The organism is Bacillus sp. 0102A (assembly GCF_036765155.1).
Lineage (GTDB): Bacteria > Bacillota > Bacilli > Bacillales > Bacillaceae > Bacillus > Bacillus subtilis_G.
This window is the reverse complement of record NZ_JBAIZW010000007.1, coordinates 111285-125083: the sequence shown is the minus strand read 5'-3', so window position 1 is coordinate 125083 and position 13799 is coordinate 111285. Positions and strand designations below refer to the sequence as shown.

Here is a 13799-nt window from a genome sequence, read left to right as displayed (position 1 = left end):
GCTTTTTTGCTTTTCCGCAGACTGGCAAAGGACTGTTTTACATATGATATGATTACCAATGATAAAATGAGGGTAATTTTTTAGTTACACAATTCATAAAAGGAGGTTCTAATGGAACACTTAGATTTGCATCATATTTTCGAACTAGGTTTTTTGTTGGTCATGATTGCAGCCGGTATTACAGCGATTGCCAAGAAGTGCAGACAGCCTTATCCGATCGCACTCGTGATTGTCGGCACGATCATTGGACTTGTACATATTCCGCTCTTCGAACCGCTGAAAGATTTTATCACTGAGGGCGAAGTCTTTAACTTCGTCATCATTACGCTGTTCTTGCCGGCTTTATTAGGAGAAGCGGCGCTGAAGCTGCCCTTTTCCCATTTGCGAGAAAATAAGCGTCCCGTTCTGGCGCTGGCCTTCGGCGGCACGCTCATCTCGTTTCTGATCGTCGGCTTTTCTTCCATGTGGCTGATGCATTTAGCCATTCCGGCGGCGTTTGTGTTTGCCGCGCTGATGAGTGCGACAGACCCAGTCAGTGTGCTGTCCATTTTCAAAAGCGTCGGTGCGCCGAAAAAGCTTTCGATTGTCGTTGAAGGAGAAAGCCTGTTCAATGACGGGCTGGCGGTAGTGCTGTTCAACATTTCCGCCTTTTACTTAATGACTTATTTAGATCTCGGCATCCAAGGCGCCGGTTTAGGCTTGTGGGAGTTTGTCAAAGTCATTTCCCTCGGCCTCATTATCGGAGGCGCTCTAGGATTTGTCTTTTCCCAGCTCACCAAGTATTTTGATGATTACCCTTTAGAAATTATTTTTAGTATCATTCTGTTTTACAGTTCATTTCTTTTGGCGGAAATGGCAGGTGCCTCCGGTGTAATCGCTGTCGTAGTCGCCGCGCTTATATTCGGCAATTACGGCGCAAAAATCGGCATGAGCCCGACGACCAAGCTGAATATCAATAACTTTTGGGACGTCGCCGCCTTGCTCGCGAACTCCCTTGTCTTTTTGATGGTGGGACTTGAGATCACGAGAATTGACCTGACTGACAAATGGGGTTTGGCGATTATGGCGATTGTCATTGTGCTTATCGCCCGAAGTGCCGCCGTCTATATCAGTCTGGCCTTTATTAAGAAATTTCCGGTTACATGGAAACATACCATCAATTGGGGCGGGCTGAAGGGCTCTCTGTCCATTGCACTCGTGCTGAGCCTGCCGAGAGACTTCCCGGGGCGTGAAGACATTCTGATTTTCGCCTTCAGTGTCGTTTTGTTCTCCCTTGTTGTTCAGGGGCTCACCATTAAGCCGCTTCTGGAACGGTTAGGCGTGAATCAAAAGGAAGAGGGCAACCAGGAATATGAGGAATTGCTTGCAAAAGGACACCGGCTAGAAACCGCTATTCAAGAAGTCCAGCAAGTCAAACACAATTTGCTGATTCACGAAGCTGTCTCCAGCGAACTGACAGATCAGTACAAAGAAGAAGTCAGCCAGCTGCATCAACAAACAAACCAATTGTTCGAAACATACCCGGAACTCAAAAACAAACAGCAAACCATCTTGAAAAAACATTCGTTATACGCCCAGTACCAAGCGATCGAGAACTTATCAAAGGAAGATATCATCTCAAACGAAGTGGCTGAGAAAGAACAAGCGCGGATCATTGATGAAATCGTTTCTTTGGAAAACGATCATTAACACAAAAAAGCAGACTGTCATCAGTCTGCTTTTTCTTTTATGATTTAAAAAAATCAACCAGCGGCTGAAAATCCTTGGATAAATCAACTTCATTCGGTTCTGCTTGAAGCAGGCGGTCAATCATGCGCTCCAGCTCTTTTCTATCATGTTGATCTGTGTATTCAATGAAGTTTAAGCTTTCGAGCCAATCCCGGTACGAATGTTTAGCTTTGCCGTAACTGTTTCCAAAGACAAGGCAAGGTGTTTTGGTGATAATCGAGAAAATCATCGCGTGAAGCCGGTCGGTGATCACCAATTTACTGGAACCGATGCGGTCAAGCATCTCCATAAAATGTTTTTCACGATCGGCGTAATCAATGGTGTCTACCGTGTCCAGCACCGTATCGGTACGTTCCGTATAGGTTGTTTTTTCTGCCCACTTTCTCATCTGTGAAATAAAATCTTCGTCGGTCACTTTCTCCTTATCCGCTCTTAAAATAAAGAGAACGCCGTCCCGCTCAAGCTCTTTCGGCACAATATCCAAGGAGAGCACCATATCCGGTGTAAAAATCACATTGGAATTGAAGGTCTCTTTCACAACATCCAGCGTCTGTGTCTCACGAGCGGCAATCGTTAAGTTAGAATTTTGATGGTACGCGTCCTGTGTTTTTTTCTTTTCTTTATTTCCATCCTCTGTGTCTTCAAAATAAACGGATTGCGGCAGAGAAATCGATTTATAGTCCTTAAACGCCAAGAAAACCTTCCTTCTGTCTTCCTCAATATCGAGATATAGGTTTCCTAAATTTCCTCCGCCGGTAAAACAGACAATATCGTCTTCACGAATAATTTCCTTCACCAGTTCAATGCCCTCATCCGTCGCATAATCCATAATTTCAATATATTCATAATACGGAAAATGATTTTTTATAAATTTCTCTTCCGCATACGCAATCGCTTGGTCTCCAATGTTTGTGTAACTCGGGGAACCAAACAAAAATACTTTTCGTTTATCATTTAACAGGGCATCTGGCTCGACATTTGGCGCAATGCCTTTTACGAGTTTTTTGCCTTTGATTTCTTGTAGTGTCATGTCGTCGTCCTCCTTCTAGGATGAATGCCTTATTGTGTGGTTAACTGTCTCTACCCAAAAAGGAGGATGGCTATGCATCGGCATGTGCGCCGGCTATATGAGAAAGATCGTTTTCGCCAATTTGATGGATGCGGCAATATCCCGAGCCGTTCTTTCCATGTATTCTGCGGCATGTTCAAACGCGTCTTCAAGAGGCACGGCGCCGGGAACGATGCTAAAAAGCGCATCAATTCCATGTTGATAGACGGCATCACTGTCTCGTGATACTGATCCCGCTATGCCAATGACGGGCACATCGTATGATTTAGCCGCTTTGGCCACGCCGATCGGTGTTTTCCCATAAATCGTTTGGCTGTCAATCCGCCCCTCCCCGGTGATCACAAGATCCGCATCCTGAACTTCATCTTCAAAATCAACCGCTTCAAGCACAATATCAATGCCTCTTTTCAAATCAGCATGAAGAAAAGCCAGCAGACTCCACCCGAGACCGCCCGCTGCGCCGGCGCCCTTTATTTCCCTGCAGGCTGTTCCGAGCGCTTTTTCTGCCACATCCGCGAAATGGGTTAGGTTCTGGTCCAGCACTTCCACCATGTCGTCTGTCGCGCCTTTTTGCGGCCCGAAGACAGCCGAAGCTCCTTTTGGCCCGATTAACGGATTGTCCACGTCGCAGGCGACCTCCAGTTTGACATTCTCCAATCTGGAATCAAGCTCGCTGATATCTATTGATGCAAGCTGAGATAACGAGCCTCCTCCGAACCCGATCTCACGGCCTGATTCATCAAGAAGCCTTCCGCCCAATGCTTGAATCATCCCGGCTCCTCCGTCATTCGTTGCGCTTCCGCCGATCCCGATAATCAAATGCTCTGCGCCCGTGTCAAGAGCCGCTGCCATTAATTCTCCCGTCCCCCTTGTTGTCGTGACGAGCGGATTGCGCCTTTCAACAGGCACGAGATGAAGACCTGAAGCGGCAGCCATTTCAATCACTGCTGTTTTCCCATCTCCCATCATGCCAAAAAACGCTTCCACCGGTTCTCCCAGCGGCCCCGTGACAACCTGTTCTTTGATCCATCCGTTTGTGGCATCAACCAGAGACTGAACGGTGCCCTCACCGCCATCCGCCATCGGCAGTTTTCTGTAATCAGCATTCGGAAAAACCGATTTGAAACCTCTTTCTATCGCGTCAGTGGCCTCCAAAGCTGATAAGCTTTCCTTAAAAGAATCAGGTGCAATGATGATTTTCATCCAAATCGCCTCTTTCAAAACATGATTCACTTACACGATCTATCTCCAATGTATCATATCGGGTTTGGAAATACATACCATAAGTTATGGTAAAATTTTAATAAAAATTAGAAATGAAAGTGTTTGCATAAATGAAACATTCACGTTATCATACTTGTATACAAGTATACTCCTTGAGTGAGGAAGGTGAGTGTATGCTAGACTCCAAAGACCTGTTGTATCCCGCAAAATGGCTCTCAAAAGCATCAACTGGTGTTCGTGTCGCATACGAGCTGAGGATGCGGATCATTTCAGGCATGGTTGAAAGCGGTACCATTTTGTCAGAAAATACGATCGCCGCCGAGTTTTCAGTAAGCCGTTCGCCGGTTCGCGAAGCGTTAAAAATACTCGCATCTGAAAAAATCATCCGCTTAGAACGAATGGGAGCGGTCGCAATTGGGTTAACTGAGAAGGAAATCACGGAAATTTATGATGTGCGTTTACTATTAGAAACATTTGTCTTTGAACGGCTTGTCAAAATCGACATTGAGCCCTTAGTCAAGGACCTCAGCAAAATCCTTGAAATGATGAAAGTCTCCATCAAATACGAGGACGTAGATGAATTTTCATTTCAAGACGTGCTGTTTCATGAAACGATTATCCGTGCGATCGACCATTCATACATTCAGATGATCTGGAACAATCTAAAACCCGTTATGGAAAGCTTTATTCTTTTATCAATGCGGGCACGATTAAAAGAAAAACACGAGGATTTCACAAGGATTTTAGATAACCATGAGCTTTATATTCAGGCCATTAAAGCAAAAGACAGGGCACTGATGATTCAGTCTCTTCACCAAAATTTTGATGATGTGCAAGAAAAGGTAGAAGACCTGTGGCTCTCACAACAAATGCTGGCAAAAGGAGCTGAACACAATAATGACTAGTTATATGTTAGGAATCGATATCGGCACGACAAGCACAAAAGCTGTGTTGTTCAGTGAAAACGGAGACGTGGTACAGAAAGAAAGCATCGGCTACCCGCTCTATACACCGGACATCTCAACGGCTGAACAAGACCCTGAAGCGATTTTTCAGGCCGTCATCCAAACTACCGCGAGAATCACAAAACAGCATCCAGAAAAACAGATCTCATTCATTTCATTCAGCAGCGCCATGCACAGTGTCATCGCAATTGATGAAAATGACCAGCCGCTGACGCCATGCATCACGTGGGCCGACAACCGGAGCGAAGGCTGGGCGCATAAGATCAAAGATGAATTGAACGGGCATGAGGTGTACAAGCGGACAGGAACACCGATCCATCCGATGTCGCCGTTAAGCAAAATAGCCTGGATCACGAATGAACGAAAAGAAATCGCTTCCAAGGCGAAAAAATATATCGGCATCAAAGAGTACATTTTTAGACAGCTGTTCAATGAGTATGTAATCGATTACTCCATGGCATCAGCGACAGGCATGATGAACCTGAAAAGCTTGGATTGGGATGAAGAAGCACTGCGCATCGCAGGCATCACGCCGGATCACTTATCAAAACTTGCGCCAACGACTGAAATCTTTCAGCATTGCAGCCCGGAATTAGCGATACAGATGGGAATCGATCCGGAAACACCTTTTGTCATCGGCGCCAGCGACGGCGTGCTGTCCAATCTCGGCGTCAACGCCGTTAAAAAGGGCGAAATTGCCGTCACCATCGGGACAAGCGGTGCTATCCGAACAATTATTGACCAGCCGCAAACTGATGAAAAGGGCCGGATTTTCTGCTACGCCTTGACGGACAAGCACTGGGTGATCGGCGGACCGGTAAACAATGGGGGCATCGTGCTTCGCTGGATCAGAGACGAATTTGCCTCTTCTGAAATCGAGACAGCGACACGGCTGGGGATTGATCCATATGACGTGCTGACGAAGATCGCCCAACGCGTCAGACCCGGTTCCGACGGTTTGCTGTTCCACCCGTATCTCGCCGGAGAACGCGCTCCGCTGTGGAATCCAGATGTACGCGGCTCATTTTTCGGCCTGACCATGTCGCATAGGAAAGAGCATATGATACGGGCTGCATTAGAGGGTGTCATTTACAACCTGTACACGGTGTTCCTGGCGTTAACCGAATGCATGGATAGCCCGGTAACCCGCATCCAGGCGACTGGGGGATTTGCAAGGTCGGAGGTTTGGCGCCAAATGATGGCGGATATCTTCGAATCACAGGTTGTCGTTCCGGAAAGCTACGAAAGCTCATGTCTCGGCGCCTGCATTTTAGGCCTGTATGCAACAGGAAAGATTGATTCATTCGACGCCGTGTCCGACATGGTCGGCAGCACGCACAGACACACACCGATCGAAGACTCAGCCAAAGAATATAGAAAATTAATGCCGATTTTCATTAATCTCTCAAGATCATTAGAGAATCAATATACACAAATTGCAGATTATCAGAGAGGCTTAATCACACACAACTAGTACATGACACGAAGGGGAGGGGCACTACCATGCCATTAATCATCGTTGCAATTGGGATCTTAGCTTTACTGCTTTTGATTATGGGCTTAAAATTAAACACATTTATTTCCTTGCTGATCGTATCGTTCGGCGTGGCATTGGCACTCGGGATGCCGTTCGATAAAGTTGTCAGCTCTATTGAACAAGGAATAGGGGGAACTCTTGGCCACATCGCACTCATCTTCGGGCTCGGTGCGATGCTGGGCAAGCTGATCGCGGATTCTGGAGGCGCACAGCGCATCGCGATGACGCTCGTCAACAAATTCGGCGAGAAAAACATTCAATGGGCCGTTGTCATTGCCTCATTCATTATTGGTATTGCTTTATTTTTTGAAGTAGGATTGGTTCTATTAATTCCGATTGTATTTGCGATTTCAAGAGAATTGAAGATTTCTATTTTATATCTCGGAATTCCGATGGTCGCCGCGCTGTCCGTCACGCACGGTTTCCTGCCGCCGCACCCGGGGCCTACGGCGATTGCCGGTGAGTACGGCGCAAACATCGGGGAAGTGCTGCTGTACGGCTTTATGGTTGCTGTTCCGACAGTGCTCATCGCAGGGCCTTTGTTTACAAAGATCGCGAAAAAAATCGTGCCTGCATCATTTGCGAAAAGCGGCAATATCGCATCACTCGGCACGCAAAAAACGTTCAAGCTTGAGGAGACACCCGGCTTCGGAATCAGCGTCTTTACGGCAATGCTTCCGATTATCATCATGTCGGTCGCGACCATTATCGACCTGCTTCAAGAAACAATCGGATTTGCGGATAATGGCGTTTTAGCTTTTATTCGATTGATTGGAAACGCATCGACTGCTATGATTATTTCGTTATTGGTCGCAGTCTATACAATGGGCATCGCACGCAACATTCCAGTCAAAACCGTGATGGACTCTTGTTCAGCAGCCATTTCACAAATCGGCATGATGCTATTGATCATCGGGGGAGGCGGCGCCTTTAAACAAGTGCTGATCAACGGCGGTGTCGGCGATTACGTGGCGGACTTATTCAAAGGTACAGCATTATCGCCAATCGTCTTGGCATGGCTCATCGCAGCGATCCTGCGCATTTCTCTAGGATCAGCCACTGTTGCCGCGCTAAGCACAACAGGGCTCGTCATTCCGTTATTGGGACATTCTGATGTCAACCTGGCATTAGTCGTGCTTGCAACAGGCGCCGGAAGTGTCATCGCTTCCCACGTCAATGACGCCGGCTTCTGGATGTTCAAGGAGTACTTCGGATTAAGCATGAAAGAAACATTTGCCACATGGACGTTGCTGGAAACGATTATTTCCGTTGCTGGACTTGGATTCATATTATTGTTAAGTTTAGTTGTATGAAATTAAGAAGGAGCTGTAACACATGTTCAATACGATTGGTGTCATAGGCTTAGGCGTAATGGGAAGCAATATTGCCTTAAACATGGCAAATAAAGGTGAAAACGTCGCCGTCTATAATTACACCAGAGACTTAACGGACCAGCTTGTCCAAAAGCTGGATGGACAATCTCTCAGCCCGTACTACGAGCTCAAGGATTTTGTTCAATCGTTAGAGAAACCAAGAAAAATCTTTCTGATGGTCACAGCGGGAAAACCCGTAGATTCCGTCATCCAATCATTAATGCCTTTGCTTGAAGAAGGCGACGTCATCATGGACGGGGGCAACTCCCACTATGAAGATACAGAAAGAAGATATGACGAGCTGAAGGAAAAAGGCATCGGCTATCTGGGAGTCGGCATTTCCGGCGGCGAAGTCGGCGCGCTGACAGGGCCTTCCATCATGCCGGGCGGAGATCGCGACGTCTATGACAAAGCCGCTCCTATCCTGACGAAAATCGCAGCTCAAGTTGGAGAAGATCCGTGCTGTGTCTACATCGGTCCAAAAGGGGCAGGGCACTTTACAAAAATGGTGCACAACGGCATTGAATATGCTGACATGCAGCTGATTGCAGAAGCGTACACGTTTCTGAGAGAAACACTGCGCCTGCCGCTCGATGAGATTGCATCTATTTTTGAAACCTGGAACCAAGGTGAGCTGAAAAGCTATTTAATAGAGATTACTGCTGAGATTTTACGCAAAAAAGACGAAAAAACAGGCCAGCCTTTGATTGATATTATCCTTGATAAAACCGGCCAAAAAGGCACCGGAAAATGGACGAGCATGCAGGCGATTGATAACGGCATCCCGTCCACCATCATCACAGAGTCCTTGTTCGCCCGCTACTTGTCTTCCTTGAAAGAAGAACGGGTGGCAGCTCAAGACGTGTTAGCAGGTCCGGAAGCTGAAGAAAAACACTTCGATAAAGACACTTGGGTTGAATACGTCAGACAGGCTCTTTACATGGGGAAAGTATGCGCCTACGCACAAGGCTTTGCCCAATACAAAATGTCATCTGAGCTTTACGGCTGGAACCTGCCGCTCAAAGACATCGCTTTGATATTCCGTGGCGGTTGCATCATCCGCGCAGATTTCCTAAACGTGATAAGCGACGCATTCAGCGAGCGGCCTAACCTATCAAACCTGCTGATCGCGCCTTATTTCTCAGATAAGCTCCAAGGCTATCAAACAGGTCTGCGAAAAGTTGTTTGCGAGGGCATCAGCACTGGCGTCTCGTTCCCATGCTTAACAACCGCGCTCTCTTATTACGACGGCTACCGCACAGGGCGTTCCAATGCGAACCTCCTGCAGGCGCAGCGCGATTATTTCGGCGCCCATACGTACGAACGGACAGATATGGACGGCGTTTTTCATACCAATTGGCAGTAATCAAAAAAACCTCGCTCATTTTGAGCGAGGTTTTTGATTATGCCTCTAATTCTACAAGTTTTTTTGCTTTCTTTTTGTCCCGCTTTTCTTTTTTTGTCATCGTCAATCCAGTGATTCCATAGAAAAGAGAAACCAATGGCGTGATGAATGCCAAGAAACAAAACGGAAGATAAGCGACTGTTGCAATCCCTAAGGCTCCAGCTGTATATAGACCGCCGCCAGTCCATGGAATAAGCGGTGCAGCTTGTGTTCCTGAATCCTCTAACACGCGCGACAAGTTTTCAGGTTTTAAGTTTAAGCGTTCATAAATCGGTCTCATCAATGTACCGCCCATAACTGTTGAGAAGTACACAGATCCACCGATTGCAAGTGTCAGATAACTCACAATGATGGTCACAAAAACAGCCGTCCCTGTATGCTTAATTTTATGGGCAAAAGAAGCAATCAACGCTTCTAATACTTGTGACTCCGCAAGCATCCCGCCTAAACCAAGCGCAAATAAGAACAAGGCAATTAAGCTCAACATACTGGAAAGTCCGCCTCGTTGAAGCAAGCTATCAACCATGTCAATGCCTGATTCAACTGTATACCCGCCATAGAACGTATTCATGACATCTTGAAAACCCAAGCCTTGATAGAACATCGCGATAACGCCGCCAACAGCTGCCCCAATGAAAATGGAAGGAATCGCTGGTTTCTTTAACATTAACAGCGCAATGAGAACAACAATCGGAATCATTGGTACAAGTCCTAGATGGAACGTTTCGTTCAAATAAGACGTCAGTTGATTGACACTTTCTGAATTTACAGATGCGGAATTGTATCGCAAACCAACAATCGTATAAATGATCGCTGCAATGATATATGCAGGAATTGTCGTCCAAAGCATGTGTTTAATATGGCTGAAGATTTCTCCGCCGGAAACAGTAGGGGCTAAGTTCGTCGTATCCGATAGCGGAGACATTTTATCTCCGAAATACGCTCCGCTGACAATAGCGCCGGCAGTCAGCCCTGCCGGTATCCCCATCGTGGCTCCAACACCCATCATTGCAACCCCGGCAGTTCCGACTGTTCCCCATGACGTACCTGTTGCGACAGATACTAATGAACAAAAGACTAAAGTAGTGACTAAAAAGAATTGTGGTGAAATCGCGTGTATACCGTAATAAATTAATGTAGGTACTGTCCCAGATGCGATCCATGCGCCGATTAAAATCCCGACGGTTAGCAGTATCAGCCCAGGCTGCAGTGCCCTGCTCATCGATTTCATCATCGATTTTTCTACTTGTTTATAGGTAAAACCCAATCCCATCATAAAGGGGATCAATACAAGCATGCTGATAAACATCAGAATTTGAATCGGTGCATCAAATACAAGAATTCCAATTGATATCACACTAACCGCTGCAATCAGCATCGATAGTGCATACATAAACGAAGGCCTTTTTATCTTATCGGTTTCCAACAAACCACTCCTTTGAATAAGTTGATCTTACATCTAAATCTGGAATACGTATTGACTGGCACTTTCATAAGATCAAGTGAATTTTTAAAACGGGGACTCATTTTGATTGAATGGAGAATACTTTATACGCCGGGCGAAGGATTAGGTCCATTCACCCATAAATAAATGATGGGGTATAACGTTTTACCACATGGGAAATGGTATGTGAACATCTTACTACAAAACAAAATGTTCAGTAAAATTGAATATCCTCTGATATTTCATCATTATCTCAGTTGAACCGGTCTGAAAGTCATTATCCTGCTATATCTATAAAAATGCTCCGTTATCGTGCCAAATCATCTAGAAAACAGGATCGTACGTTCGCTATCGGCTTTTTATCCCGGCCATTTTCCTAAAAATCGCCAACGAAATGATAAAGATCAGCAAAAACCCATCTTTTACAGAATTACTGTATTATTATATTATCGAAATAATCAACATGCCGAAATATCATCCGGTTTTCCGACCTCCATGTTTCACCGCACGATCCATTTCAGTAATTGGCATTTTCTTCTTTTCACCATACCCCTTATCTTTTTTGTCTAAACCTTTTAGCTGACCTATTTATTGAGAAAACGCAGCATTCACATTGATAATGAGAATCAAGTCAGCAATCGGGCAAGTAGTTTTAGCATCTGCTTCAAAAAAGAGAAACACCCGTATGTGACTTTAATTGTGATATTTTGAGCTGTAGGAAACCATACTATATAATAGAAAGTTGAAACCTCTCCCGAGCAGCTTCATGTTTTTTATCCGAATCTCTCCTTTTCACTTGACAAGAGAAAAGGTATTATATAATAATTTATACAGAATTATAATTATTATAGATAGCGGGAGCATGGCTTCACATCATCTATAATGTCCATTTATCACTATTAGGAGGAAGATATTATGTCTTTAATTGGAAAAGAAGTACAACCATTCGAAGCGAAAGCATTTAAAAACGGTGAATTCATCGATGTAACAAACGAATCTCTGAAAGGCCAATGGAGCGTATTCTGCTTCTACCCAGCAGATTTCTCTTTCGTATGTCCAACTGAACTTGAAGATCTTCAAAACCAATACGCTGCACTTAAAGAATTAGGTGTTGAAGTATACTCTATCTCTACAGATACTCACTTCGTACACAAAGGCTGGCATGACAGCTCTGAAAAAATCGGCAAAATCACTTACGCAATGATCGGTGATCCTTCTCAAACGATCTCTCGCAATTTTGACGTATTAGATGAAGAATCTGGTCTAGCTGACCGCGGAACATTCATCATCGATCCAGACGGCGTTATCCAAACTGTTGAAATCAATGCAGGCGGTATCGGCCGTGATGCAAGCAACCTGATCAGCAAAGTAAAAGCAGCACAATACGTTCGTCAAAACCCAGGTGAAGTTTGCCCGGCTAAATGGGAAGAAGGCGGCGAAACTCTTACACCTAGCCTTGACCTAGTAGGTAAAATCTAAGGAGTGCATTCCATTGGTACTTGATGCAAATATCAAAGCACAATTAAATCAATACATGCAGCTTATTGAGAATGACATTGTTCTCAAAGTGAGCGCAGGTGAAGATGACATTTCTAAGGACATGCTGGCTCTCGTTGATGAGCTGGCTTCCATGTCATCTAAAATCACAGTTGAAAAAGCTGAATTAAACAGAACGCCAAGCTTCAGTGTCAATCGTGTCGGAGAAGATACTGGCGTTACATTCGCCGGTATCCCTCTGGGCCACGAATTTACATCATTGGTTTTGGCGCTGCTCCAAGTAAGCGGCAGACCGCCTAAGGTAGACCAAAAAGTCATTGATCAGGTGAAGAAGATCAGCGGTGAATACCACTTTGAATCTTATATCAGCCTGACATGCCACAACTGTCCTGACGTTGTACAAGCCTTAAACATGATGAGCGTGCTCAACCCGAACATTACGCACACGATGATCGACGGTGCAGCATACAAAGCAGAAGTAGAAAGCAAAAACATCATGGCAGTGCCGACCGTTTACCTGAATGGCGAATCCTTCGGAAGCGGCCGTATGACGCTTGAAGAAATTCTTGCGAAAATGGGCAGCGGCGCAGACGCATCCGAGTTTGCTGGCAAAGAGCCGTTTGACGTTCTTGTTGTCGGAGGCGGACCAGCTGGGGCAAGTGCAGCCATCTACACTGCGCGTAAAGGCATCCGCACCGGTGTTGTCGCTGAGCGCTTCGGCGGACAGGTTCTCGACACAATGAGCATCGAAAACTTCATCAGCGTCAAAGCGACGGAAGGACCGAAGCTTGCTGCAAGCCTTGAAGAACACGTGAAGGAATATGATATTGATGTCATGAACCTTCAGCGCGCAAAACGCCTTGAAAAGAAAGACCTGTTCGAACTTGAACTCGAAAACGGCGCTGTCCTGAAAAGCAAAACAGTGATCCTATCAACAGGTGCCCGCTGGCGCAATATCAACGTACCTGGTGAACAAGAGTTCAAAAACAAAGGTGTCGCGTACTGCCCGCACTGTGATGGGCCATTGTTTGAAGGCAAAGACGTAGCGGTCATCGGCGGAGGAAACTCTGGAATCGAGGCTGCTATCGATCTCGCAGGCATCGTCAAACACGTCACTGTGCTTGAGTTTGCACCTGAACTGAAAGCTGACGAAGTCCTGCAAAAACGCCTCTACAGCCTGCCTAACGTCACTGTCGTGAAAAACGCACAAACGAAAGAAATCACAGGCGATCAAAGCGTAAACGGCATCACATACGTTGACCGTGAAACAGGCGAAGAAAAACACGTTGAACTCCAAGGTGTATTCGTGCAAATCGGTCTCGTGCCAAACACAGATTGGTTAGATGAAACGGTTGAACGCAACCGCATCGGCGAAATCATCGTCGACAAGCACGGCGCGACAAGCGTTCCAGGCTTATTCGCTGCCGGCGACTGCACAGACAGCGCGTTTAATCAAATCATTATTTCGATGGGATCAGGTGCAACTGCCGCTCTCGGCGCGTTTGATTACCTTATCCGCAATTAATACAAGAAATCCGCTATATTGCCAGATTGGCA

Annotated in this window: 10 protein-coding genes; 7 read left to right on the top strand and 3 right to left on the bottom strand. The window is 45.8% G+C overall.

Annotated features, from left to right (window positions below; all coding sequences use genetic code 11):
• The first annotated feature begins 111 nt into the window (after positions 1–111).
• Positions 112–1689 (top strand): Na+/H+ antiporter, encoded by a 1578-nt coding sequence (locus V6D41_RS16345; RefSeq protein ID WP_333518915.1) that lies wholly within the window; start codon positions 112–114, stop codon positions 1687–1689.
• A gap of 37 nt (positions 1690–1726) precedes the next feature.
• Here the strand turns inward: V6D41_RS16345 and V6D41_RS16340 are convergent, their stop codons facing one another.
• Together V6D41_RS16340 and V6D41_RS16335 are read right to left on the bottom strand one after the other, a co-directional pair.
• Entirely contained in the window at positions 1727–2758 is a 1032-nt protein-coding gene (locus V6D41_RS16340; RefSeq protein ID WP_333518914.1) for a polysaccharide pyruvyl transferase family protein, read from the bottom strand.
• Between the two features lie 93 nt (positions 2759–2851).
• On the bottom strand, positions 2852–4000 hold the full coding sequence (locus tag V6D41_RS16335; RefSeq protein WP_333518913.1) for a glycerate kinase: 1149 nt from the start codon (positions 3998–4000) through the stop codon (positions 2852–2854).
• Between the two features lie 194 nt (positions 4001–4194).
• On the opposite strand from V6D41_RS16335, the gene gntR reads away from it, so the two are divergent.
• From gntR to gnd, 4 genes are read left to right on the top strand one after another with little or no spacing between them, the layout of a single operon-like run.
• Entirely contained in the window at positions 4195–4926 is a 732-nt protein-coding gene (gene gntR, locus V6D41_RS16330; RefSeq protein WP_148963226.1) for a gluconate operon transcriptional repressor GntR, read from the top strand.
• The gene (gntK, locus tag V6D41_RS16325; RefSeq protein ID WP_333518912.1) at positions 4919–6460 is read left to right on the top strand and encodes a gluconokinase; all 1542 of its coding nucleotides are present in this window, start codon (positions 4919–4921) and stop codon (positions 6458–6460) included. Before gntR ends, gntK begins: the two co-directional genes overlap by 8 nt.
• A gap of 29 nt (positions 6461–6489) precedes the next feature.
• Entirely contained in the window at positions 6490–7836 is a 1347-nt protein-coding gene (gene gntP / locus V6D41_RS16320) for a gluconate permease GntP (RefSeq protein WP_333518911.1), read from the top strand.
• 22 nt (positions 7837–7858) lie between these two features.
• The gene (gene gnd, locus V6D41_RS16315) at positions 7859–9262 is read left to right on the top strand and encodes a decarboxylating NADP(+)-dependent phosphogluconate dehydrogenase (RefSeq protein ID WP_333518910.1); all 1404 of its coding nucleotides are present in this window, start codon (positions 7859–7861) and stop codon (positions 9260–9262) included.
• Positions 9263–9299: 37 nt separating this feature from the next.
• Here the strand turns inward: gnd and nhaC are convergent, their stop codons facing one another.
• Entirely contained in the window at positions 9300–10727 is a 1428-nt protein-coding gene (gene nhaC / locus V6D41_RS16310) for a Na+/H+ antiporter NhaC (RefSeq protein ID WP_333518909.1), read from the bottom strand.
• Between the two features lie 933 nt (positions 10728–11660).
• Here nhaC and ahpC point away from each other — a divergent pair.
• Positions 11661–12224, top strand: coding sequence for an alkyl hydroperoxide reductase subunit C (gene ahpC, locus V6D41_RS16305; RefSeq protein WP_024123485.1), 564 nt, complete (start codon positions 11661–11663; stop codon positions 12222–12224).
• Positions 12225–12237: 13 nt separating this feature from the next.
• Complete coding sequence (ahpF, locus tag V6D41_RS16300; protein WP_333518908.1) at positions 12238–13767, top strand: alkyl hydroperoxide reductase subunit F; 1530 nt, start codon at positions 12238–12240, stop codon at positions 13765–13767.
• Positions 13768–13799 lie beyond the last annotated feature (32 nt).